Origin of the sequence: Corynebacterium sp. KPL1995 (genome assembly GCF_000477935.1) — a bacterium.
GTDB lineage: Bacteria > Actinomycetota > Actinomycetes > Mycobacteriales > Mycobacteriaceae > Corynebacterium > Corynebacterium pseudodiphtheriticum.
This window is the reverse complement of the sequence record NZ_KI515715.1, coordinates 1,783,684-1,807,087: the sequence shown is the minus strand read 5'-3', so window position 1 is coordinate 1,807,087 and position 23,404 is coordinate 1,783,684. Positions and strand designations below refer to the sequence as shown.

Below are 23,404 nucleotides of genomic sequence, written 5' to 3'. Positions count from 1 at the left end.
CCAGGCTGTGGTTCCACGACCACAAAATCACACAGACACATCCCGCGTGGTTGTGCCAGCTTAGGCCAATTCCACGATCTCCATATATTCGTCGCTCCACATATCTTCATCACCGTCTGGCATGATGATGACCCGCTCCGGTTCCAGGGCTTTGACCGCGCCGGGGTCGTGGGTAACCAAGACGACGGCACCAGTATAAGTGGCCAATGCATCCAATACCTGTTCCCGCGATATTGGATCCAGGTTGTTGGTGGGCTCATCCAACAACAAAACATTCGCCCGGGAAGAAACTAAGGTAGCAAGCGATAAACGCGTCTTCTCACCGCCGGAAAGTGTACCTGCGGGTTGTTCCAGTTTGTCACCAGAGAACATGAAAGCACCGAGCAGACTGCGAAGCTCCTGCTCATGGGCGTCAGGGCAGGCAGAAATTGTGTTTTCCCAGACTGTCCGATCAGGATCGATGGTGTCGTGTTCTTGGGCGAAATAGCCAATGCGTAAGCCATGGCCGGTGACGATGCCGCCTTCGCCATCGGTGCGTTCCTCGCCAGCAAGCAATTTCAACAATGTAGTTTTACCGGCGCCGTTGTACCCAAGAACGACGACGCGGGAGCCTTTATCAATCGCCAGATCGACACCAGCGAAAACTTCCAACGAACCATACATTTTGGTCAGTCCCGTCGCATGCATTGGGGTCTTGCCGCATGGAGCTGGCTCTGGGAACTTAATGGATGCGACCTTATCGTCTTGGCGGACCTCATCCAGATTGCCCATCATTCGCTCTGCACGAGCAAGCATTTGTTTTGCAGCGGCCGCTTTCGTAGCTTTGGCACCCAATTTCGCTGCTTGCTTTTGCAGCGCCGACGCTTTCTTTTCGGCATTCGCCCGTTCGCGTCGACGGCGTGCTTCATCGGTGGCACGCGCGTCGAGGTATTTCTCATAGCCCATGTTGTACACATCGGCCTCCGAGCGCACGGCATCCAAAAACCACACTTTGTTGCAGACGTCGCGAAGCAGCTCAACGTCGTGACTAATCATGACCAAGCCGCCTTCGTGCTTCGCCAAAAACGAACGCAACCAGGAAATGGAGTCAGCATCCAAGTGGTTGGTTGGCTCATCGAGCAACAACGTGGTTTGTGACTTTCCTGCCCCGCTTGTGGCAGCAAACAAAATCTGTGCCAGCTCTACACGACGACGCTGCCCACCCGACAACGTCTTGAGTGGCTGGTCCAAAATTCGTTGTTCGAGCCCTAAGTTGTCGCAGATCGTGGCTGCTTCCGAGTCCGCTTCATAACCACCAAGGCTGTGGTATCGCTCTTCCAATTTGGAGAACTTGGTGATGGCTTTGTCCCGCTTGTCATCATCCAAGGTGGTTTCCATAATCTGCTGTTGCTTATCCAAGGACTTGCGCAGCTCATCAAGCCCGCGTGCTGACAGGACGCGGTCGCGAGCAGTTTGCTCGATGTTTCCCTCACGAGAATCTTGCGGAAGGTAGCCGATATCTCCCGAAATGCGTACTTCACCAGCATAGGGTTGGGTTTCGCCAGAAAGAATGCGCATGGTGGTGGTTTTTCCCGCACCATTGCGGCCGATCAATCCGATGCGATCCCCCGGCTGCACCCGAAGGTGCTGGCCAGGAGCATGCAATAAGGTACGGGCACCGGCGCGGACTTCGAGGTCTTGGCTAACAATCACGACCAGCCAGTTTAGCAGTCGCCACGGTTTATTAATAACCGTAGTGAGCTGGAAGTTTGGCGCGATATATCGAGCAAACGCTATAGTGAAAACGTTGCCGCAGAGCCCTTGATCGGATTTCTGGGCAACAACGGGCTGTAGCGCAGTTTGGTAGCGCACCACACTGGGGGTGTGGGGGTCGCAGGTTCAAATCCTGTCAGTCCGACAAAAGCCCTGCTCAGAGCATCTTTTTAGGATAACCTAACACTCTGTTTTTTAGTTGTTTCTCCCGGTGATAAGGCGAAAACACCTTACGGGCAAAATCTACCACACCACCAAGCGCCGGGTGTGGTTTGAACCCGTTTCTGCACCGGATTGGGCACAAATTGGGCACAAAAAACACGGGAAACGTGAGACAACTATCCTCCGGCAACTGGCAAGCCAGATACACCGGACCGGACGGGCTACGCTACACAGCCCCAAACACTTTTGCGAGCAAAGCGCTAGCCATAGACTACGTGGAAACCCAACAGGCCAAAATACGTCTGAACCTGTGGGAACCACCGGCACCTGCCAAACAGCCAACCGGCGACCTCAGCGTTGTGCAATGGTGCCAACAGTGGCTAGCCAGCCACAGGCCACGGCTACGGGATTCATCACACACCACGTACCAAACGGTTCTGAGAACCCGAATAGCGGGCTATCCCCCGTTCCACAAGCTCAGGATCAGCAAACTATCCAAAGACCACGTACGCACGTGGTGGCAGGCTATGGTGGCACTCACCCCCGAAACCGGCAACCGAAACAACAAGGCTTATAAGCTACTCAGAACAGCCGTAGACGCGGCTGTGGACGCCGGGGTACTGGAAACCAACCCGGTGGTTATCAAAGCCTCACACAGGCGTACAGCGCCGCTAAAACACAAGCAGCTACCCACCGATCAGGAACTGTTGGCGATACTCAACAACACCCCGGCGCGCTACCGGCTTGCCGTGGCTTTGTGCCTGTTCCACGGGTTGCGCGTGGGGGAATGTTTGGCGTTGCAGCGTCGCCACGTGGTGCGCGTGGCAAACGGTTGGGTTGTCAGGGTAGAAGCAACCCTGGTTCGTGTTCCGGATCGCACGGGCCGGATGGTGATGAAACGGCAACCACCCAAAACACAGGCAGGCTACCGTGACGTTCCGATACTCAAAGAACACCGAAGCCTGGTTGTCAAGCACCTGGCCGAATACGTCGAACCCCGCCCCGGTGCTTTGGTAACCACCACAGCCACCGGTGGCACCGTGATGGACACAAGTTTCAGGTCAGTGTTTCACCGTGCCAAAAGCAAAGCCGGGGTCAGAAGCGAAATCACCCCACACTACGGACGCAACTGGCTTATCACCCGGTTGGCAGAACAACAGGCAACACCCACCGAAATAGGCAGAATCCTTGGTCAATCGGATCTGTCCACGATCCTGCACACGTACATGCGTGTGCGAGAGCATAGGCCTGGTGAGCTTATGGCTGCTGTGAGCATAGAATCCACAGACCACCACCGCGCCGGGTAGCTTGTGCACCCGTCGAAAACCTAAACCAAAGCCCCGTGGCCTGTGCACGGGGCAACCATCAACAATAACCCCGGTGGTGCAATCCACCGGGCTGTTAGTCAGGTAGCTACTCAAAAATGAGTAGCAACTACAAGTGACATAAAACACATTGGGCTACGGTGACAGCCGTAGCACACGGTTGGGTGTTGGACACTGTTGGCTTCGGCAACGGTGGGCAACCAATGTTGTGTAACGCGGGCCTGTGTGGCCCGCTGTTGGCTTATCAGACACAGGGGTTGCTATCCCCTGTGGACCAAAAACCACTGTCAGCCCTACGCTCTTGTGGCTTCGGGCTAACCATAAACAACCACAGGCCGTGTTGGTCCACGGCCGTAGAAAAACTGTTTACACAGCGAACCACAGGGTTCGCTTGTTGGTTACACCATCGGCAACCCTCCGGTTGCCTCTGGAATGGTTCAACCCCTTTGTTGGGGTTTCACCTAAACCAATCCACCTACCGGCCGTTGCTACGGCCTTACGGTGGTCGTATCACCACAGCCCCAACGGCTGTGTTGCTACTTGCTTTAGAAATGGTTTAGGCGGCCTCCGAAGGCCGCCATAACAACAGTTGGTTGTTCACCTGCGAACACGCCTGTTGGTTCAGGCGTATTCTTCGGTTCAACAGCTCAGACGTTTAGCAGCCCGCCGGGGCTGCCAAAGTCTTTCGCTTGGTATCGTTCACCCCTCCGGAGAATCGGCGCGAAGCCGCCGTAGGGGTTCACTCAGTGGGGGATACATAAGGGGGGTGCAGCGTGCGTGTGCATCGCTGTGACCTGCATAAACGCTAGAGAGTGCACACTCTCCGGTGTGCACCCAAAAGCCTGTGACCTGCACTTTTAAAAAACAGTGCACATTATGAGGTGTATCACATCCTAAGCTTGTCGCCTGCCTCGTAGCAGCCTTTAGTCCGTGGACCACTGGACCTAACCAACAGGCCAGACGTAACCAGATCCGGCAGTATCCGCTTTTTCAGCGAATCAACCGACGAACCCAAACCTTCAGCGTGCAAAGCCTCAGCCGTAGCCTTAACCGTTGGTTGTTTAAGCTCAACAGCGCGCCGGGCTATGGCAGCGTTGTTGTCAAGGGCCTGGCTATCCTTTTGTCTGCCAGTCTCCGGCTTATCGTTGTTGTCATCAACCAGCGTCAACCCCTCCGGGGCAAGCAGCACCTGCAGCCGTTCCTCTTCCCCGTGGTTGCCCAACACCACAAGCTCACGCAACGGATTGGACCGGTTGCGCTCATCCGGCCTGTGCACCTCAACACGGGTTCGTGCGAACTGTGTGGCTGCACTGTTTCCGGCGGGCCGGTGAATGGGTTTCCCCTCGAATTTGGAATCCGACGAGTGACCAACCAGTAGCACCGGAACACCCAACGAATCCAACAACCGCCACAGATTAACCCACGGCTCACGCGCGTTAATGTTTTGATCCGCGGGTACAAGCCCGGTGGCGTGGTCGAACACAGCGAACCCGTAGTCACCGTTAACAAACAGGTCTGCAACCTCTGCAAGCTGTTCCGGCTCCGGGGCAATCCCAACCGGAACCAACCCCACCCGGTCATCATCGGCAACACCCAAATCTTTCAGGCGGTCACGGTACGCGTGTTGGTCACCCGCGTCTGTTGTGACAATCACCACACCGTCAACCGTCTTCAGTGGCTTGCGACCCAAAAACGGCTTGCCGTCCAACACGCTGGCCACAACGTTGGCCACAACAAACGATTTACCCACCTTCGACTGTCCGTACAGGTACGTCAACGAACTGGACACAAGGCCAGGGATCAGAAAAAACCGCGCCGGGTCATCTGGTTCATCAGCCAACTCTGCCAATGTTTTAAGCCCCAAACGATGCTTAGCCAACGACGCCACCCCGGCGTCTGTGAGTTCCCCGGTGGAATCGTCAAAGAATACCGGGGCCTGTTTCTGCTTTTCAGCGGTTAACACAAAAATCCTTTCACAAAACAAAAATGAACACAGCCACCCCGAAGCAGCCGTAAAACAGGCCACAACGGGGTTGGTACAGCTCAGACGGGTTTAACCGACGGCCTCAAACTCCGGTTCACGCATGAACGTGTGCATGAACTCGCAAAACAGCATCTCAACAGGTTCACCCACCGGTTTGGACTGTTTGACTGGTTGTGTCCAACACGCTTTTGTGAGCTGTTCCACCGTCACCGGGTCAGCCGGGTGTTCACGGCTGGCCAGGAATTGAACAAGGTGTTTGCTGTGTTTTTGTTTGTTGCAGCTGGCACAGCACGGGATCAGGTTTGCTTTGGCGTGGCCTTTGGACCCTTTCAGACACAACGGTTCCAAATGGTCAATGTTGAAAAACTCAGGTGCTTCTTTGTCCATGCTCAGGACAACGTCACAGTATGCGCAACGGTTCGGATCCAAGCCCCGGCGCGTCCACTCTTTCAGCACCTGTTCCTGTGTCACCCGGTAGTTCCGACGGCCACACTGTTTAGCCTGTTTTGCGCCGTTGTACAGGCGGCTTTGCAGCGGGGTTCGATCTTTGCCACCTGAACGGTTGGCTGCCAGCTTGCAATCTCGGCAACGGTTTTCGTAGCCGCGGTAGTTGGACTTGTTGCGTGCCATCTGTGTTTCGGGTTTGATCTCGTTGCACGTTTTGCACCGGCGCTTACCCTGTTGTGCGAGCTGTTCGCGTTCGGTGTTGTAGTCTGACTTGTGCAAGTGTTAACCTCTTTCTTGGTTGTGGAGCGGTTTGGTTTTCCACGGGCTTGCACCCCGTGAACACCGCTGTTGTTTGAACAATCGTCACAGCCTGTTGGCTGTTGTTTGCTGCCCCGGTCCATCTGATCCGTTTGTTGCGTTGCATGACCGTGGACAAGGCTAGCCCTTCCAATTTACTCTTAGCCGAAGGTGAAAGCAACATAAACGTTTGTGGTGTTTGTCACCTTAGAAACCTGTACAAGACCGGAGACCCGCATTACCCTGCGGTCTGGAACCCGGGGCGAGGGTATACCCCGTGGGGTGCACCAACAACACCCGCTACAAGCCCGTCTGAGGCGTTAAACCACCGTGGCAAGGCAATCACCCCAACCGCTTGCCTAAAATCGCTTAAACGAGCGTACAGCCAAAACGGCTTTGTAAAGCACCTGGTCACAGCCTCGCAAAAACAGCTAAAAACGGCTGGACCAACCGATACAACCCACCAACCGGTAACCCTGTGCCTGTACCCGGTAGCCGGGGCTGTACCCCGGCGGTAGCACCCGCCTAGCCAACCGGACCAAGCCGGTGCCCTGCACCCGGCAACCCCGAAGCCTGCACGCCACAGCCCAACCGATGCCACCGGAGCGTGTACCCACCCAACACCCCAGCACCTGCCAGTGCACGGGACACCGGAGGCCACAGCACCCCGCGTGTATCCGGCAACAGGTAGCCGCGTGGCAAACGAGGCCTCTAGCCCTGTAACCCCGGCGCGCCGGGAAACCAACCCAACCACGGTTGTCCAGTGTCTAGCCGTGTGTCTAATCAGGGTATACCCTGATTAGTCACACCACGGATAAACAAAACACCGTAAAAACAGGGTGGTTAACAACCCGTTTTGACACCTGTACACCCGGGTCTTAGACTTTGTTTAAACACACAGCGTCGGAGCAAGCAAAGGATTACCACGGTGGCTATCGTCGGATACAAACGAGTTTCAACGGTTGAACAAAACACCAACCGACAGTTGGACGGTGAACCCCTTGACAAGGTGTTCGTGGACAAGGCCAGCGGAAAAAACAGTCACCGGCCACAGCTGCAAGCAGCCTTGGACTACGTGCGAGACGGTGACACTCTGGTTGTGCACAGCATGGACCGGTTGGCCAGAAACCTTGACGATTTGCGCAGCATCGTAAAACAGCTCACCACCAACGGGGTTCGTGTCCGTTTCGTCAAAGAATCACTGACGTTCACGGGGGAAGATTCCCCCATGAACACGATGCTGTTGTCTATGCTTGGTGCGGTTGCAGAGTTTGAACGGTCCATGATTCTGGAACGTCAACGTGAGGGAATAAAAATTGCCCAACAACAGGGCAAATACAAAGGGGGTAAACCGAAACTCAGCGACCAACAGGTTGCACAGCTTAGGGCACGCAAAGCCAGCGGGGAAACGGTGACAGCGCTAGCCAAAGAATACGGTGTGACACGCGCCACCGTGTACAACTACCTGAGCAACAGGTAACCAACCACGCAGGTCAGGATTTTTTCTCAAAAATGAGAAAAAGTACCGGCGCAACTTTCGGACAAAAATGTCCGAAAACCCCGGCGTGACTTTAGCCCAAAACCAGCGGAACCAACGAACAGGACTTTACGCCAAAATTGGCGAAAACCTCAGGCAAGACTTTTTTCGAAAAATCGAAAAAATTACCGGCGACACTTTCCCCCAACCGGGAAAACCCTGGTCAGGATTTTTCGACAAATTTGTCGGAAACTAATGGCTAGAATTTATCGGATTTTTCCGAAAAACTCCGGCAACATCATGGGCGTTGTCATTCTCAGCTGTGAAACCCAACAAGGTACAGACCAGGCTCTCAAAAATGACCACCTACTCAGGGGCTAACAACCGAACCCACCACAGCCCCGGCGCGCCGGGGCATCAACAAACCCGGTTCACCGTACCCGCAGGCACCAAAACAACAACCACAGCACACGAACCAGCGGGGCTAAGCCCCCGCAAAACCGAAGTCGAACACTGTGCAAACACGGTTGGTGCATCCGTCTCAACGGGTGCAACGATCAGGAACGAGCCACAGCTGCCACCACCGGAACACCACGGTCTAAGCGCCGGATTTTCGGCGGGTAGCCTCACCCGTGGTTGTTTGTCATCTGCACAAGGCTGTTAGACGGGTTTAAACCCCGTTGGGGTACCTCTTGACACCTGTGACCGGTTCTAAGCCGTCTACGGGGCTTGTGGCAGCCCCGAACCGTTGGAAACAACCGACTAAGACCATGAATAACCGCGGGTAGTACCGGTTACTCAAATTTGAAAACCCCACACAACCGCGTTGTGTGGGGTGATACGTGCTTGGTTCACGTCTTTACAGAAGGACAAGACCATAATAACTGGTTTTAGCCGTATGGTCAAATAAGGCTTTGAGCAGGGTAAAGACTTTAGCTCATTTTTGAGCGAAAGTACCGGCGGCAGTCTGGAACAGCTCAGGACTTCACTAACATTTTTGTTAGTGAACAAGACAACCTGTGTCACCGCCGGGAAATCACCGGCTTGAATACGGCTTTATTGCTGGTCAAGACTACGTGGACAAAAATGTCCGGGTTGAACGCATGAATCGCGGGGCCGTAGAAACTACTGACCACATCATCTCCCTGGACATGGCTTTTCCGAGGGCCATGACTACCTTCTCAAAATTGAGACGGAACGGTTGCTAGCGCTGGCCGTGGTCGGCCGAAGCTAAGCGCGCATGTAGGTGATGAGTAGGAGCGCTTGATCGCGGTTTAGGAGTGCATATTCAGTGTCCCCACCCCCGTGACTTCCCTCCAATCTTGCTCGCGTTTGAAACGCGAGCAAGCCAAACTCCTCAAAGTCACTGGCATTTTCCGGGACAACCCCCGAAGCCTGGCACAAAATCCCTGTTCATACCCGCTTCGGGTTTTTCCGAAGCGTAGCTGGACTACGGCAACAGCAAAACCCGGCGCGATAGCCACGCGCCGGGGCACGGTCACCACCACCGGAGGCTGTTAGACGCTGTGAACCTCAGACACAGGCGAATATCTACCAACCAAGACAACGGACCCAACAAACTCTGCACAGGACATAAAAAACTTTGACGCATCAACCCGTTCCCTGAACCGGGTGCTGCCAGCCTTAAACCCGTCTCTGTCCTCTGCAACCAGCGTGTACCCGCCATCTGGATCCGATAGCAGCAAAAACTTGTCACCCTTGTCAACGATCATTGTGACCTAAACCTCTTTCCTTGTTGCGAAAACGTTTACAGCAACCAGCACCGAAGCCACCAAAACCGTGTTCGATCAGTCCCGTTGCTGTGCACAGCGCCGGGAAAACCGGCAACCGTAAAACACAGCCGCAAAACCAACCGAAAACAGTCACAACCGTGCTCCGATTTTGGGCACGAATTGGGCACGCGCCGGGTGTACGCTGTTTTTATCGGGAAAATTCAACACAAAAACAGGGTTTAACCAGCGGTTTTAAAAACCGTTGGGGGTCGCAGGTTCAAATCCTGTCAGTCCGACAATAGCCCTGGCAGGGCAATGTTTCAGGTTAGCCTTATCTGCTTCTTCCCTGTTCTGGGCAAGACGTACTCACTATCCGAATCCCGGCAATCCTTCCGGAATCCGCCAAAGCTCTCTGCCGATAGGTATGATTCTGGTTTGATAAGGCGCGCTAGTATCCAGCTGCTCATTGGTTCGTAATAAATAGAGACTTGGAAGTGCGGACGTTTTGTACCCCCATGACAAATATCATGGGTGATTTCATGACGATTTCCATACGGCCACGAATCCCCAGATCATTAGCGTTGTCCGTATGAAAGCAATGCAGCAAACACAAGCCATTGAAGTTTCGGGAGCGAGTAAAACCTTCAACGCACACTCTCGTTCACCGGTACACGCATTAAAGAACGTGGACCTTTCCGTTCAACGTGGTGAGATCGTCGCGTTGCTCGGAACCAACGGAGCAGGCAAGACTACCTTAGTGGACCTCATCTTAGGGCTTAGCAGACCGACGGCTGGAACCGTCGAAGTCTTGAACAACTCCCCCAAACTCGCAATTTATAGGCAGAACATCGGTGCGCTAATGCAAACCGGTGGGCTACTGCACGAAATGACGGTGCAGGACACTGTAAAGATGATCGCCGCTACCTTCCCCCGCCACCTACCGCTGGACGACGTTGTCAAGCAAGCCAACCTGGAGCCAATCTACACCCGCCGCGTCGGCAAATGCTCCGGCGGTGAGCAACAACGCATACGCTTCGCATTGGCCATTCTGGGTAACCCGGACATCCTCATCCTGGACGAGCCCACCACGGGAATGGACGCAGGCGCGCGCAGCCAGTTTTGGCAATCGATGAGGCGCCAGTCTGAACAGGGCCGCACGATCATCTTCACCACCCATTACCTGAAAGAAGCTGAGGAGTTCGCCGAGCGCATCGTACTGATGCACAAAGGCGAAATCATCGCCGACGGCACCACCTATGAGCTGCAGAATATGAGCTCTGAGCGCATCGTCACCGCTGAGTTCCCAGGCGAAATCCCGGAACTCGCGGACATACCGGGCGTGACTGCTAATGAAATTCACGGCCATCATCTGCGTCTGGTGAGTCAGGACTCTGATGCTCTGGCCCGCTACCTGTTATCGGAAACTGATGCCCGCAATCTCAGCATCACCAATCCCAGCCTAGAAAACATGTTCCTTGAGCTGACAAACCAAAACCAGGAAATCTAACCCCATGAGCACTACACTAAAATTTACCGGCCAGGAATTGCTGCGACTGCGCCGGGACATGACCACCTTGTTTTTCAGCGTTGTTTTGCCGGTCTTCTTTTATCTCGTTTTTGGCGCATCTCAGTCCTACGGCGCTCAGGAAATGAATGGCGGAAACGTCTCCGCCTTTGTGATGCTGGCCATGGCTTTGTACGCGGGCGTCGTCGGAGCGGTCGGTGCGGCTGGTTCGGCGCTCACTGATGATCGCAGTGGCTGGGGGCGGCAATTGGCTCTTACTCCACTGCGTAGTTGGCAACTCGCTTTCGCTAATACACTCAGCATCACGGTGCGTGCGGTGCTTCCTATCGCAGCGGTATTCATCGCCGGCGCTCTCACCAACGCACACTTGCAAGCAATTCAGTGGGCAATAAGTTTCTTCGCTTGTGTTATCTGTGCCATTCCCTTCGGATTTTACGGCTTAGCTTGGGTCTTGGTGGTTCCGAAAGAAAACACAGTGGCGATCGCCACGGCCTCCATCGTGATCCTTGCCTTCGCGGGAAACGTGTTCATCGGCCTCAGCGGCACCCTGCTGCAAATCGCTCGATTTACCCCAATGTACGGTGCAGTCACACTGGTGCGCTGGCCACTGGCCGAAGGTGCGCAGCTGCAGCCGACAGGAATGATCTTTGATCCTATGTGGTACTCCTGGGCTAACATCACGATATGGACGGCCGTATTTGTGACTTTCTGCCTGTTGATGCGCAACCGCGACAAGGAGCGCAACTAAATGAACCGTAGTGACAGTTTTCGACGAACTGACTTCATCTCTGCTTCGGTATCGCTCCTATTTTTGTCACCACTCATGGTGCAGGTGTACACCGCTCCACAGCTCAGTACCGGGGACAAGGCATGGGTCACCGTCTGCGTGGGGTCTTTTGCTGCCTTCTATAGCTTCGCCTTTGGCTCGCTGGATTATTTTCCGCGAGGTTGGGATCGGCAGCCGCGAGCGCTTCTCCGATGGAGCGTTCTGCTTGCAATTTCCCTGGCCACCGCACCGGTGATCAGCATAGGAGTAGCGAATTTCGCCCCATTTCTGGCCGCGATGTTGGGTTTCACCTTGCCGCTGAAGAAATCCCTGCCCATCGTAGTCGCGACCGGAGTAATCGGTGCCGCGGCAGTGTGGCTCTGGGCACCGCAAAACCCGATCTGGCCCGCCGTACTCCTTTTCGGTATACCGTTGGGGCTGGTGGTACCGTTGGGGCTGGTGGTGTTGGGCGCATTTATCCAATATGAAGAATCTCGCGACGAACTTCGACACAAGCTAGATCTAGCGCAGCAACGCGAAGATATCGCCACCGACGTCCACGACCTGTTAGGGCACTCCCTGACGGTTATCAACTTGAAATCCGAGGTCGCACGACGAGCCATCGATTCTAATCCTGAGCAGGCACGGCAGGAACTGAACGAGATCAGCGAGCTATCGCGCACGGGACTAGCCGAAGTTCGCTCCACCGTGACCCGCATGCGCACCCCCACCTTCGCTGGCGAACTGCAAGCAGCACGCCGGGCTTTGGAAACTAAAGAAATTACTGCGCACCTACCCGAGCCGTTAACGACACCGGGCGCTCACGATTCGGTGTTTTCCTGGGCTCTACGAGAGCTCACGACGAACGTGCTACGACATTCGGGAGCGACTGAGTGCTGGATAAGTATCACAAACACTAAGCTGCAGGTAAAAGATAACGGCTGTGGTTTTCAATGCCAGTGGACGCATACGAAGGGCGGGCTGTCAGGCTTGCGCGACAGAATTGAAGCCGCCGGCGGACGGCTGATCATACAACGCAAAGAGGGACTTAGCACCGTGCTAGTTTCCATGAGCGATGACAACACACTGATCGATAACGGCGCTGTGACAGAGGAATCTACCCCATGACCCCACCGATCCGAGTACTAATCGCCGAAGACCAATCGCTGGTACGCGGCGCGCTGGTCGCGCTGGTAAACGCGGAATCAGATATCGAGGTTGTGGCCGAATGCTCCACTGGCACAGAGGCTGTGCGCCTCGTGCGGGAAAAATCGATTGATGTAGCCCTGTTAGATATCGAAATGCCTGGGCTCAACGGGTTGGATGCAGCAGCGGAGCTTTCTTATGAGGCGTGCCGTTGCATAATCGTCACAACTTTCGGCAGAGCCGGGTACGTCAAACGTGCAATGGAAGTCGGGGTGGATGGGTTCGTCGTCAAGGACACCCCACCAGAACAGCTTGCCGACGCTATCCGCCGGGTCCAGGCCGGCATGCGCGTGATAGACCCAACGCTTGCACAAGAAAGTTTATTGACGCCCGATAATCCCCTGAGCAAGCGCGAAATTGAGGTATGCCAACAGCTATTCGAGGGTAAAAACTCGACTGCCATAGCCAGAGCGTTGTTTCTGTCACCGGGAACGGTGCGTAACCATATTTCCAGCATCATGGCGAAAACGGGAGCGGGTAACCGTTACGAAGCGGCATACCTGGCGAAGAAGAACGGCTGGATCTAAAAATTGGATTGCTCAGTGCCCGACATAATGGGGTATACAGTTCGACACCCCGCCGCTAGTAGAACTAGCAACGGGGCGTCGAATGCTTCTGCTGATCAGACCAGCAGCTGAGCGCGGCGGCTATACTGCGAAGCCAAGAGCACGCAATTGTTCACGACCTTCGTCCGTGATCATCTGTGGGCCCCATGGCGGCATCCATACCCAGTTAAGCTCGAGCTCATCGCACTTGGTGTTAGCAACTACGGCTTGCTCAGCCTGTTCAGCGATGACATCGGTCAATGGGCAGGCCGGCGACGTGAGCGTCATGTTAATGACGCAACGTGTCTTTCCGTCCTTTTCTTCAATCCAAAGGTCATATACCAAGCCCAGATCAACAACGTTGATCCCCAACTCCGGGTCGATGACGTCGCGAAGAAATTCTTCGCAGTCATACGCCAAGCTCAGTTGTTCTTCTGTCTGCTCCGGTTTTTCGCGTGCACCATCAAATGAGGAATTCTCATTCTGGTACGGATCAACCGGCTGGTCAGAAGATTGTGTTTGAGTATTCTCAGACATTATTTCTCCAATTCATTCAGCGCATCCGCGGTCGCGGATTGGAACGCTTTCCAACCCAACAGAGCGCACTTCACGCGGGCTGGATACTTCGAGACACCAGAAAACGCGACTCCATCTCCAATGATGTCTTCGTCTCCTTCAGCTTTGCCTCGTGAGGTGATCATCCGCTCAAACTCAGCGAGCTTTTCCATCGCGCGGTCACGAGACATACCAATGATCTCTTCCGCCATTACCGAGGTCGACGCCTGCGAGATTGAGCATCCAACAGCGTCGTACGAGACGTCCTCGACGGTCTGCCCGTCATCGGACAACTGCACCCGCAGCGTGAGCTCATCGCCACACGATGGGTTCACGTGGTGGACTTCTGCCTGATACGGCTCACGTAATCCCCGGTGTTGCGGGTTTTTATAGTGATCTAGAATCACTTCCTGATACATCGATTCGAGATTCATCTAGATCAGACTCCAAAAAATTCTTGAGCATGCACGATGCCGTCGGCAAGCGCATCGATTTCTTCGGTGGTGTTATACAAGTAAAAACTTGCACGCGCAGTGGACTGCATTCCCAGGCTGCGGTGTGCCGGCCAGGCGCAATGGTGACCGACTCGCACGCACACCCCGCGATCATCCAGTACCTGACCTAAATCATGCGGGTGTACCCCATCCACTACAAACGATACTGCCCCGCCCCGGTTTTCTGTATCCAGCGGACCTGCAATCTGAACTCCAGGAATGGCAGAGAGTTTCTCCAAACAGTATTTGGTTAGTTCTTGCTCATGCGCGTGGATTTCGTCCATCCCGATTTCTTGTAAGAACTTGACGGCTGCCCCCAAACCAACAACTTGGCTGGTCATCTGGGTTCCCGCCTCAAACCGCTGCGGTGGTTCGGCGAAAGTCGTCTTTTCCATTTTCACGACTTCAATCATGGAGCCGCCGGTCAAAAATGGCGGCAACTTCGCCAGTAGATCTGGTTTGCCGTACAAGACGCCAACCCCAGAAGGACCGCACATCTTGTGGCCCGAAAACGCGGCAAAGTCCACATCCAACTCCCGGAAATCAACGGGCATATGCGGCACCGACTGGCAGGCATCCAAGACCACCAATGCGTCAACCGCGCGAGCACGCCGGACAACTTCGTGAACGTCGACCACTGCACCAGTGACGTTGGACTGATGGGTGACCGCAACCACTTTCACGGATTCATCGAGCTCAAGTGAATCCAAGTCAATGCGGCCGTCGTCCGTGGTCCGGTACCACTTGAGAGTGGCACCAGTTTTCTCACACAACTCCTGCCAAGGAACCAAGTTAGCGTGATGTTCCAGCTCGCTAACCACCACGGTATCGCCTTCGCCGACGCACAGGTCCTCGGAGCGGGGGTCAGCGAAGGTGAATGCAACCAGGTTCAATGCCTCTGTCGCGTTCTTTGTGAACGCAATTTCAGCACCGTCTACACCGACGAAGTTGGCGATGGCCTCACGAGCATCCTCGTAGGCGTCGGTAGCTTCCTCAGCCAATTGGTAGGCACCGCGGTGCACGGGCGCGAAAGAATTCAGGACGAATTCCTTTTCCGCTTCCCACACCACCTCGGGGCGTTGCGAGGTCGCGCCAGAATCCAGATAGACCAAAGGATTATCGCCGCGAACCGTACGCGACAGGATCGGAAAGTGTTTCCGAATTGCGTCGGTATCCAAAGTAGACATCGAGATGTTAAACCTAGTTTCTTCGTTTCTTCGTATCAGCGCAAACGTGGCCAGAGGAAGTTACTGGCTGCGTTTACATGAACTGATCGTAACCGCTGGACTCAAGGGTGTCGGCCAATTCAGCACCGCCAGTTTCGACGATACGTCCTTTAGCAAACACGTGAACGAAATCAGGGTTGACGTAGTTCAAGATGCGCTTGTAGTGGGTGATCATCATGATTCCGCCATTGGTTTCGTCCTGGTAACGGTTGATTCCGTCAGAGACGATACGCAACGCGTCAACGTCAAGGCCGGAGTCAGTTTCGTCCATGATGGCGAATTTTGGCTTCAGCAGACCCAGCTGCAGTACTTCGTGGCGCTTCTTCTCACCACCGGAGAAGCCTTCGTTGACCGAGCGCTCACCGAAGGACTTATCGATGGACAGCGCCTCACGGGCTTCGTTGACTTCCTTGACCCATTCACGCAGCTTTGGTGCTTCGCCGCGAACGGCAGATACTGCCGAACGCATAAAGTTCGACGAGGAAACGCCAGGAACTTCGGTTGGGTACTGCATGGCAAGGAACAGGCCGGCCTGCGCGCGCTCGTCAACTTCCATCTCTAGGATGTTTTCACCGTCGAGAAGTACTTCGCCCTCAGTGATTTCGTAACGAGGGTGACCCGACAAGGCGTAAGCCAAGGTCGACTTGCCGGAGCCGTTTGGCCCCATGATGGCATGAGTTTCGCCCGACTTGATGGTCAGGTTGACGCCTTTCAGAATTGGCTTTGGCTCTGCGGTCTCATCCGACGGCAGCACCTGAGCGTGCAGATTCTTAATTTCCAAGGTAGACATAGCTCACTCTTTCCGTGGTTATAGGTCGTGCGTGTAGGGGCGACTGGAGCCGCTGCCCTAGCGGTTTCGATTTCGTGTTATGCCGAGATGCTTGCGAGTTCGTCGTCGACTCGCTTTGCCAAGTCTTCGCGCAAGTTCTGCACTGGAATGCGGTTGATGATCTCCAAGAAGAAGCCACGGATAATCAAACGACGTGCCTCTCCTTCTGGGATACCGCGCGACATCAAGTAATAAACCTGCTCGTCGTCGAACCTGCCGACGGTTGCGGCGTGACCAGCTCCAGCGATCTCGCCGGTTTCGATTTCCAAATTCGGGATCGCATCTGCGCGGGCACCATCGGTCAGCAAGAGGTTGCGGTTGACCTCGTAGGTGTCGGTGTTTTCTGCGTTTGAGCGAATCAGAATATCGCCAACCCAGCACGAGCGGGCGTCTGGCTTGGAGGAGCCCGGTGCTCCCTGAATCGCGCCCTTGTACATGACGTTGGAACGGCACGATGGCTGCGAGTGATCCATCAGCAGGCGGTTTTCGAAGTACTGCCCTTCGGAAGCGTAGTACACGCCCAGCAATTCCGCATCGCCACCTGGCGCACGGAAACCGACGCGAGGAACCATGCGAACGATCTCGCCGCCGAAGATGGCTGCGTTGTGGCGCAGGGTTGCGTCGCGTCCCAGAGAAGCAACCTGGTGTGACAGGTGCACTGCATCATCATCCCAATCGGCATCAACCACGACGTTGACGTGGGCGCCGTCGCCGATGACAAATTCCACGTTGTCTGCGTGCGTGCCAGAGCCCTGGTAGTTCAATACGATGGTCACCTCAGCATGGTTGCCGATCTCTACCGAAGTAGCACCGAAGGATGTCACATCGTCGCCTGCACCGGTGATCGTAATGACCACGGCATCCTCGTACTGCTTGTCGCCGTCAATGGTGATGACCTGACCAGCGGGCATCGAAGTCCAAGCTTGCGCTGCGACACGGTCTGCCGGTGCGCCCGCACGTCCCAGACGGGAATCGTCCGGAGCAACTTTTTCGCTCTTGACGCCGCCTTGTTCGCTTACGCTGATGTTTTGTTCCACGACCTCAGAAAAGGTGCCATCGTGTAATCCCCGCAAGCTACGCAATGAGATATAGCGCCAGACTTCGTCACGACCACTTGGAACCTGGAAATCATCGACGTTAAATGACGTGAACTGGTCGCCTTTCGTGGCCGCTTTCGTGGTGTTGAATTCGTTAGAGTTAACCAATTTAGCCCACGGATCCTTCCATTTGTAGTTCGATCAGACGGTTCAATTCGAGTGCATATTCCATTGGCAACTCTTTCGCGATTGGCTCGACAAATCCGCGCACAATCATTGCCATTGCTTCTTCTTCGGCGATACCGCGCGACATCAAGTAGAACAATTGTTCTTCAGAAACCTGCGAAACCGTAGCCTCATGCCCCAAAGTGACATATTCGTTACGAATGTCATTGTATGGGTAGGTGTCGGTACGCGAGATTGAATCAACCAGTAGCGCGTCACACTCAATGTTCGAAGTCGAGTGCTTCGCGTTCTTGTTGATCTGCACGAGACCTCGGTACGAAGCACGGCCGCCTGCACGGGCAACAGACTTGGACACGACGTTGGAGGAAGTGCGTGGTGCCATATGTACCATCTTGGCGCCCGTGTCCTGGAACTGATTTTCGCCAGCAAACGCTACGGACAAAACTTCACCCTTGGCACCTTCACCGGTCATCCATACGGCCGGATATTTCATGGTGACCTTCGAACCGATGTTGCCGTCAACCCATTCCATGGTTGCGCCTTCTTCAGCCTTAGCGCGCTTAGTAACCAGGTTATAAACGTTTTGAGACCAGTTTTGGATGGTCGTGTAACGGCAACGAGCGTTCTTCTTGACGACGATTTCTACGACCGCAGAGTGCAACGAATCCGATTTGTAGATCGGTGCGGTGCAGCCTTCGACGTAATGGACATAGGCATCTTCATCAACGATGATCAAGGTGCGCTCAAACTGGCCCATGTTTTCGGTATTGATACGGAAATACGCCTGCAACGGAATATCGACATGCACGCCCTTCGGTACATAAATGAAAGAGCCGCCAGACCAGACAGAAGTATTCAACGCAGAGAACTTGTTGTCACCGGCTGGGATGACAGAGCCGAAGTATTCTTTAAAGAGATCTTCGTATTCCCGCAGGCCAGTATCAGTGTCTACGAAAATGACACCTTTTTCCTCCAGGTCCTCGCGGATCTGGTGGTAAACAACCTCAGATTCATACTGCGCTGCAACGCCCGCAACCAACCGCTGCTTTTCTGCTTCTGGGATGCCCAATTTGTCATAAGTAGCCTTAATGTCTTCTGGGAGGTCTTCCCAGGAAGCCGCTTGGCCCTCAGTCGAAGAGACGTAGTATTTAATCTGATCGAAGTCGATATCCGACAGATCAGCGCCCCACGTAGGCATTGGTTTCTTTTCAAAGATGCGGTAAGCCTTCAGACGAGCTTCGAGCATCCACTCTGGCTCATTCTTACGGCGTGAGATGTCGCGGACTACTTCTTCGCTAATGCCACGTTCAGCGGATGCGCCCGCGGCGTCGGAGTCGTGCCAGCCGTACTCGTAGGCACCGATCGAATCGATAATCTCATCATCGGTCATCTGCGGAGTCTCTGGCTTAGGTTGTGCCTGAGTCATGACCAGCTCCTTTCATGATGGTTTGTGATTGCGTCAAGGGAATATTCGTGGTGCAAATACCGTGGCCTTCCGCGATGGTAGCCAAGGGCTGCACGTGTTGGCTCAGAAGCGAAGTAATGACCTCATGCTCGGCTTCACACAATTCTGGGTGTTCTGCCGCAACGTGAGCGATGGGGCAATGATGCTGGCACATCTGGATGCCTGATTCCGACGGGCGCACCGTCGATATGTAACCATGTGCGCTCAACGTTTCCGCTAACTGTTTGGCGGTGTGCTCCACCGCATGTTCATCAACTTGCTCCTCAGCGTCATCTGGGGATGTCGCTGGTGTTATTTTATCGAGGATTTTCCGGACACGCTGCCGTGCGAAAGCACGGACCGCATCTGCCCCTCCAGCTTCACGCAGAGCTTCCAGAGCATCCGATGCCAATAGGTCGTAGGAGTGCCCGAAATATGCACGTCCTCGATCAGTTAAGCGGAAGTGTTTTGCGGGCCGACCCCGCGTCTGCCCTCGCGGGCGACGGTGCACGGTTTCCGTCAATCCATCCTCCACCAAAATGTCCAGGTGTCTGCGCACACCCGCGGCCGAAAGGCCGAGATGATCACCAAGCATTCCAGCCGTAATCGGCCCTTGCTTGAGCAGCAAGTGCATTACTTGGCGACGGGTATCGCCATCAGTAGTACGTGTTTCTTTTCCAGTCAGCCCAGTAGCTTCGCCGGAACCTTTGTCACTATCGACACTTCTGTCGGGCATAGTCGCCATCATGCACCTCCTTAGCCCTTAACGGTGATTCACCTTTTGACAACACTAGTGTTCCTTAAATATCGCGCAGTGTCCAGCTGGAGTGGGTTATACCCAGCCCCAACCAGCTGGCCATATTCATCAAAAACTATGCCTTTCCACGCCGAGATGAAATCGCTATCGCCCATACCCTGCCAAAGCAGAACCGACAGGGTTACAGCTACCCGAGGAATATGACTAAAATAGGCTTCCGTGAATTTGCGCACGCTGAACCCTTGGCCCTCCATCCGCGCGGTTTTACCGCGAGTGGGCACAGCTGGATCACGCTCTGCGCAGCTCTCCGACGCCACGCAAAAACCTCCGGTACACGAGGAGCCCACGCCCCGGGAGGCTCGGTTATTTCGTCTTTGGCAATGGATGGGCACGGTTGCGACTCTTCTGATCGGCTTGGGCGGACTCGGTGCAGGTGCTCTTCCCGTAGTTAACAACCCATATTCGGATTTTCCGTTGGGTTCGTTAATGGCCCGTATGCTGCAGACCTCCTCTGCATTAGTCATGCTGGGGATCGGAATTTTAGTATTCTCGTGGGTTGCTATGGCTCGATTTGTCGGAATTAGTTTCCGTTTCGACTCTGCGCAGCGTCTCACGATTGGCACCGGCGAGTTAAAACTAACTTTGGTCGCCTGGTCGGTGCCATTGGTGTTTACAGCTCCTCTATTTACACAAGACATTTATTCTTACCTGGCGAATGGCTCAATCGTTGCGCAGGGCTTGAGCCCGTATGAAGCAGGACCGGTGGAACTTCTCGGGACTGAAAACGCGTTGGCACGCTCAGTGCCTTTTATCTGGGCGCAATCCCCTTCCCCATATGGCCCCGTAGCTTTGGGCATCGCTGCTGCGATCAGCCAGCTAACTAGCGACGGAATCGTATTCGGTGTTCTCGCGCACCGCCTAATTTCCCTAGTGGGTATCATCGCGATGGCTTGGGCGCTTGCCAAGCTTGCGAGACGTTGTGGAATCGCCCCAGAAACTGCCTTATGGCTTGGAGTGCTCAACCCCGTGGTCATGCTTCACTTGCTGGGTGGCATTCACAACGAAGCAGTTTTATTGGGCTTCCTCTTGGTTGGCATAGAACTAGCCCTTCGCGGTATTGACAATCCGAGTTCGGCACGGCGATGGGGCTTATTATTCGCCGGCGGATTTCTACTTGCGTGCGCCGGGATGGTCAAGGTTACCGGCTTTATCGCTTTGGGTTTCGTCGGCATGGCACTGGCACGTTGGCTGGCGAACAACGGCATGCGCCGCTGGCTAGCGGTCGTCTTGGCAGCTGGTTTCTACCTTGTAACGCTTGTGGTCAGCATCGCTGTGATCACACTAATTACTGGTATCGATCTCGGTTGGATCAGTGCACAAGGCGGGGCTGCGACCATCCGCAGTTGGCTGTCTTTAACAACAGCATTGGGAGTGATCAGCGGTTTTATTGGCACAGTGCTGGGGTTGGGAGACCACACAGAGTCCATTTTGGTAATCACCCGCACTCTTGGTGTGGTGGTGTCAGGAATTTTCCTGCTCCGCATGCTCTTCGCCACTTTTCGGGGAGCTATCCATCCGGTCGGGGGGCTTGGTATGGCAACTCTCGTGTTAGTCATATTTTTTCCGGTTGTACACCCGTGGTACCTACTGTGGGCAATCGTTCCACTAGCCGCATGGGCCAACCGTGCCGTATTCCGGGTTCTGGTCACAATCTATTGCGTCATAGTGAGCTTCTTAACTTTGCCCCGCGGAATGGCACTGCCGCCGGAAGTTGTTGCTGGTATTTACGCACAAGCACTGCTCACTGCCCTGGTCATAACCAGTATCGTTACCGTTGTTTCCTACCTGCTTCGGCATCGCAAAACTTCTCCCCTACAATGAGTGACGTGCATAAAACTTTCGATGGCTTCGAGGACTCCACGGCCAACAGCTCGCCCGCCGTGGTGCTCGACAACGTCAGCAAACGTTTTGCTGATACCTCTGCAGTCGATGCACTCAACCTCACGGTTCCGCGCGGGCGCATCGTTTCCCTGCTTGGCCCAAACGGTGCAGGTAAAACTACCACCATCGAAATGTGCGAGGGCTTCACGCAACCATCTTCTGGACGCATTGAAGTCCTTGGCATGAACCCAGCTACGGAACCAGATAAAGTCCGTCAGCGCATCGGCATGATGCTGCAAGGCGGAGGTGGTTATTCCGGCGCTACCGTTTCTGAACAACTCAATTTGGCTGCGAAGTATTACGCCAACCCCCATGACCCCGAATGGCTGATCGACCTGGTTGGTTTACGCCCGCACAGTACAACCACTTACCGCCGACTTTCCGGTGGTCAACAGCAACGTCTTTCTCTAGCTTTGGCTCTTCTGCCCAGGCCAGAACTCATTTTTCTCGATGAACCAACCGCTGGCATGGATGCCCAAGCACGACGCTTAACCTGGGAACTCATCGAAGCCCTTCGTAGAGATGGCGTCACGGTCGTTTTAACCACCCATTTGCTTGACGAAGCTGAACGGCTCTCTGATTACATCTACATTATGGATCACGGCCAATTGCAAATTTCAGGCACACCTCAAGAGCTGCTCGCCCAATCAACGGGAGAAAGTCTAACGTTTACCACGGACACTGCGCTTGCCGACGACATGTTGCCTTCCGACTGGTCACTCAGCTCCATTGGTCACAACCGTTACCTCTTACATTCAACACCTACCCCGGAGTTAATCGAACAACTTGGTACAACCATGGCCGCGCACAAGATCTTGCTGCGCGAATTAAATGTCACTGCCCGCAGCCTGGAAGATGTCTTTCTAGCCGTTACTGAGGACGTTGATGACCGCACATAGTTTTCCTGCTGGAACTTTTAGCCCTGCACCGCTCCCGGCTTCGTTCCTCCGTATCGTCGGTGCACAGACCCGAATGGAAACCTCGCTGATTCTGCGTCACGGCGAACAATTGCTACTAAATATCGTTGTTCCTTTAGCAATTTTGGTTGGAGCAGCGTTTGTCCCGTTTTTGGGGGAAGAACGCGGCCTCGACGAAATTTTTCCTATGGTTTTAGCGGTTGCTGCTATGGGATCCGGTTTTACTGGGCAAGCCATTGCCGTGGCCTTCGACAGACGCTACGGTGCTTTGAAAAGAGCAGGAGCTTCCGGGGTGCCGCGCACCGCGATCATTGTCGGCAAAATCACCGCGATTGTTATCGTGACGCTGATACAAGCAATTGTGCTTGCAATTACAGCTGGAATTCTCGGGTTTCGCGCTAGCTTCGCAGATATCCTTTTGACGCTCGTCGTATTGCTACTCTCTACTGCCAGCTTTACTGCTTTCGGGCTATTGCTCGGCGGGACATTGGCAGCTGAAAAAGTCCTTGGCTTGGGCAACTTTTTGTGGCTGGTTTTACTAGGAGTCGTTGGCTGGGTTCTGTACGCACAAGGTTTGGGCAGCAACGGGTTATGGACATTGGTTCCCTCTGTTGCAGTAGCTTCCGGGCTCGCTGAAGGCTTACGCGGAATCATCCCTATCACCGAGCTGCTGATCATCATCGCCTGGGGGTTAGCAGCTGCGGGATTGGCGATCAAGAAATTTCGATTCTCCTAACCCAGAATTGACTTAACTTCCGGAACATTGTTCTGTGGCAACAAAGGACTGCCAGCATCGTGT

Annotated in this window: 19 protein-coding genes, 1 tRNA gene and 1 pseudogene; 11 read left to right on the top strand and 10 right to left on the bottom strand. The window is 54.5% G+C overall.

The features are described 5' to 3' along the window. Positions 1 to 60 precede the first annotated feature (60 nt). Positions 61 to 1,692: an ABC-F family ATP-binding cassette domain-containing protein gene (locus tag HMPREF1292_RS08020; protein WP_034646078.1), complete on the bottom strand. Its 1,632-nt coding sequence runs from the start codon at positions 1,690 to 1,692 to the stop codon at positions 61 to 63. Between the two features lie 131 nt (positions 1,693 to 1,823). Here HMPREF1292_RS08020 and HMPREF1292_RS08015 point away from each other — a divergent pair. From HMPREF1292_RS08015 to HMPREF1292_RS08010, 3 genes and pseudogenes are all read left to right on the top strand, one after another. Continuing rightward, positions 1,824 to 1,897 (top strand) — tRNA-Pro (locus HMPREF1292_RS08015). A gap of 184 nt (positions 1,898 to 2,081) precedes the next feature. Next, a pseudogene (locus HMPREF1292_RS11605) lies at positions 2,082 to 2,432 on the top strand (hypothetical protein); the annotation flags it as partial. Between the two features lie 9 nt (positions 2,433 to 2,441). Then, positions 2,442 to 3,221 (top strand): tyrosine-type recombinase/integrase, encoded by a 780-nt coding sequence (locus HMPREF1292_RS08010; RefSeq protein ID WP_023019460.1) that lies wholly within the window; start codon positions 2,442 to 2,444, stop codon positions 3,219 to 3,221. Positions 3,222 to 4,125: 904 nt separating this feature from the next. Here the strand turns inward: HMPREF1292_RS08010 and HMPREF1292_RS08005 are convergent. After that, positions 4,126 to 5,202: an AAA family ATPase gene (locus HMPREF1292_RS08005; RefSeq protein WP_023019459.1), complete on the bottom strand. Its 1,077-nt coding sequence runs from the start codon at positions 5,200 to 5,202 to the stop codon at positions 4,126 to 4,128. 90 nt (positions 5,203 to 5,292) lie between these two features. Next, positions 5,293 to 5,949 carry an HNH endonuclease signature motif containing protein gene (locus tag HMPREF1292_RS08000; protein WP_023019458.1) on the bottom strand — a complete coding sequence of 219 codons (657 nt, stop codon included), beginning with the start codon at positions 5,947 to 5,949 and terminating at the stop codon, positions 5,293 to 5,295. Between the two features lie 946 nt (positions 5,950 to 6,895). Between HMPREF1292_RS08000 and HMPREF1292_RS07995 the strand changes: the two genes are divergently transcribed. The 5 genes from HMPREF1292_RS07995 (at position 6,896) to HMPREF1292_RS07965 (ending at position 13,201) form a co-directional block, all read left to right on the top strand. Continuing rightward, entirely contained in the window at positions 6,896 to 7,447 is a 552-nt protein-coding gene (locus HMPREF1292_RS07995; protein WP_023019456.1) for a recombinase family protein, read from the top strand. 2,319 nt (positions 7,448 to 9,766) lie between these two features. Beyond that, a complete protein-coding gene (locus tag HMPREF1292_RS07980) occupies positions 9,767 to 10,684 on the top strand; it encodes an ABC transporter ATP-binding protein (RefSeq protein ID WP_023019452.1) in 918 nt (305 codons plus the stop codon). Positions 10,685 to 10,688: 4 nt separating this feature from the next. After that, positions 10,689 to 11,450 carry a hypothetical protein gene (locus tag HMPREF1292_RS07975; RefSeq protein WP_021353937.1) on the top strand — a complete coding sequence of 254 codons (762 nt, stop codon included), beginning with the start codon at positions 10,689 to 10,691 and terminating at the stop codon, positions 11,448 to 11,450. Continuing rightward, positions 11,451 to 12,596, top strand: coding sequence for a sensor histidine kinase (locus HMPREF1292_RS07970; RefSeq protein WP_023019451.1), 1,146 nt, complete (start codon positions 11,451 to 11,453; stop codon positions 12,594 to 12,596). Then, positions 12,593 to 13,201, top strand: a complete 609-nt coding sequence (locus HMPREF1292_RS07965) for a response regulator transcription factor (RefSeq protein ID WP_021353939.1) — start codon at positions 12,593 to 12,595, stop codon at positions 13,199 to 13,201. The genes HMPREF1292_RS07970 and HMPREF1292_RS07965 overlap by 4 nt, the downstream gene beginning before the upstream one ends. Before the next feature lie 120 nt (positions 13,202 to 13,321). On the opposite strand, the gene HMPREF1292_RS07960 is transcribed toward HMPREF1292_RS07965, so the two are convergent. The 7 genes from HMPREF1292_RS07960 to HMPREF1292_RS07930 all read right to left on the bottom strand — a co-directional run bounded on the left by HMPREF1292_RS07960 (position 13,322) and on the right by HMPREF1292_RS07930 (position 19,726). Next, complete coding sequence (locus tag HMPREF1292_RS07960; protein WP_021353940.1) at positions 13,322 to 13,756, bottom strand: metal-sulfur cluster assembly factor; 435 nt, start codon at positions 13,754 to 13,756, stop codon at positions 13,322 to 13,324. Continuing rightward, positions 13,756 to 14,208 (bottom strand): Fe-S cluster assembly sulfur transfer protein SufU, encoded by a 453-nt coding sequence (gene sufU, locus HMPREF1292_RS07955; RefSeq protein WP_018119579.1) that lies wholly within the window; start codon positions 14,206 to 14,208, stop codon positions 13,756 to 13,758. The genes HMPREF1292_RS07960 and sufU overlap by 1 nt, the downstream gene beginning before the upstream one ends. 5 nt (positions 14,209 to 14,213) lie before the next feature. Further along, complete coding sequence (locus HMPREF1292_RS07950; RefSeq protein WP_023019450.1) at positions 14,214 to 15,455, bottom strand: cysteine desulfurase; 1,242 nt, start codon at positions 15,453 to 15,455, stop codon at positions 14,214 to 14,216. A 73-nt stretch (positions 15,456 to 15,528) separates the two neighbouring features. Then, positions 15,529 to 16,284: a Fe-S cluster assembly ATPase SufC gene (gene sufC / locus HMPREF1292_RS07945; protein ID WP_021353942.1), complete on the bottom strand. Its 756-nt coding sequence runs from the start codon at positions 16,282 to 16,284 to the stop codon at positions 15,529 to 15,531. A 77-nt stretch (positions 16,285 to 16,361) separates the two neighbouring features. Beyond that, positions 16,362 to 17,528: a Fe-S cluster assembly protein SufD gene (gene sufD / locus HMPREF1292_RS07940; RefSeq protein ID WP_023019449.1), complete on the bottom strand. Its 1,167-nt coding sequence runs from the start codon at positions 17,526 to 17,528 to the stop codon at positions 16,362 to 16,364. Position 17,529: 1 nt separating this feature from the next. Then, positions 17,530 to 18,972, bottom strand: a complete 1,443-nt coding sequence (gene sufB, locus HMPREF1292_RS07935) for a Fe-S cluster assembly protein SufB (protein ID WP_023019448.1) — start codon at positions 18,970 to 18,972, stop codon at positions 17,530 to 17,532. Beyond that, positions 18,953 to 19,726, bottom strand: a complete 774-nt coding sequence (locus tag HMPREF1292_RS07930; protein ID WP_051137471.1) for a metalloregulator ArsR/SmtB family transcription factor — start codon at positions 19,724 to 19,726, stop codon at positions 18,953 to 18,955. Before HMPREF1292_RS07930 ends, sufB begins: the two co-directional genes overlap by 20 nt. A 240-nt stretch (positions 19,727 to 19,966) precedes the next feature. Between HMPREF1292_RS07930 and mptB the strand changes: the two genes are divergently transcribed. Genes mptB through HMPREF1292_RS07915 form a run of 3 tightly spaced genes read left to right on the top strand, consistent with a single transcriptional unit; the run spans position 19,967 to position 23,341 of the window. Beyond that, a complete protein-coding gene (mptB, locus tag HMPREF1292_RS07925; protein ID WP_034645218.1) occupies positions 19,967 to 21,628 on the top strand; it encodes a polyprenol phosphomannose-dependent alpha 1,6 mannosyltransferase MptB in 1,662 nt (553 codons plus the stop codon). Continuing rightward, complete coding sequence (locus HMPREF1292_RS07920; RefSeq protein WP_023019444.1) at positions 21,625 to 22,587, top strand: ABC transporter ATP-binding protein; 963 nt, start codon at positions 21,625 to 21,627, stop codon at positions 22,585 to 22,587. Before mptB ends, HMPREF1292_RS07920 begins: the two co-directional genes overlap by 4 nt. Further along, on the top strand, positions 22,574 to 23,341 hold the full coding sequence (locus HMPREF1292_RS07915) for an ABC transporter permease (protein WP_023019443.1): 768 nt from the start codon (positions 22,574 to 22,576) through the stop codon (positions 23,339 to 23,341). The genes HMPREF1292_RS07920 and HMPREF1292_RS07915 overlap by 14 nt, the downstream gene beginning before the upstream one ends. Positions 23,342 to 23,404 lie beyond the last annotated feature (63 nt).

What these genes read in the sequence shown, in the direction of transcription:
- HMPREF1292_RS07975 (WP_021353937.1), top strand. Translation starts at nt 10,689, where the DNA reads ATGAGCACTACACTAAAATTTACCGGCCAGGAATTGCTGCGACTGCGC.
- HMPREF1292_RS07965 (WP_021353939.1), top strand. Translation starts at nt 12,593, where the DNA reads ATGACCCCACCGATCCGAGTACTAATCGCCGAAGACCAATCGCTGGTA.
- HMPREF1292_RS07970 (WP_023019451.1), top strand. Translation starts at nt 11,451, where the DNA reads ATGAACCGTAGTGACAGTTTTCGACGAACTGACTTCATCTCTGCTTCG.
- HMPREF1292_RS07960 (WP_021353940.1), bottom strand. Translation starts at nt 13,756, where the DNA reads ATGTCTGAGAATACTCAAACACAATCTTCTGACCAGCCGGTTGATCCG.
- sufB (WP_023019448.1), bottom strand. Translation starts at nt 18,972, where the DNA reads ATGACTCAGGCACAACCTAAGCCAGAGACTCCGCAGATGACCGATGAT.
- HMPREF1292_RS07915 (WP_023019443.1), top strand. Translation starts at nt 22,574, where the DNA reads ATGACCGCACATAGTTTTCCTGCTGGAACTTTTAGCCCTGCACCGCTC.
- sufU (WP_018119579.1), bottom strand. Translation starts at nt 14,208, where the DNA reads ATGAATCTCGAATCGATGTATCAGGAAGTGATTCTAGATCACTATAAA.
- HMPREF1292_RS08010 (WP_023019460.1), top strand. Translation starts at nt 2,442, where the DNA reads ATGGTGGCACTCACCCCCGAAACCGGCAACCGAAACAACAAGGCTTAT.
- HMPREF1292_RS07980 (WP_023019452.1), top strand. Translation starts at nt 9,767, where the DNA reads ATGAAAGCAATGCAGCAAACACAAGCCATTGAAGTTTCGGGAGCGAGT.
- HMPREF1292_RS07920 (WP_023019444.1), top strand. Translation starts at nt 21,625, where the DNA reads ATGAGTGACGTGCATAAAACTTTCGATGGCTTCGAGGACTCCACGGCC.
- sufC (WP_021353942.1), bottom strand. Translation starts at nt 16,284, where the DNA reads ATGTCTACCTTGGAAATTAAGAATCTGCACGCTCAGGTGCTGCCGTCG.
- HMPREF1292_RS07930 (WP_051137471.1), bottom strand. Translation starts at nt 19,726, where the DNA reads ATGCCCGACAGAAGTGTCGATAGTGACAAAGGTTCCGGCGAAGCTACT.
- HMPREF1292_RS07950 (WP_023019450.1), bottom strand. Translation starts at nt 15,455, where the DNA reads ATGTCTACTTTGGATACCGACGCAATTCGGAAACACTTTCCGATCCTG.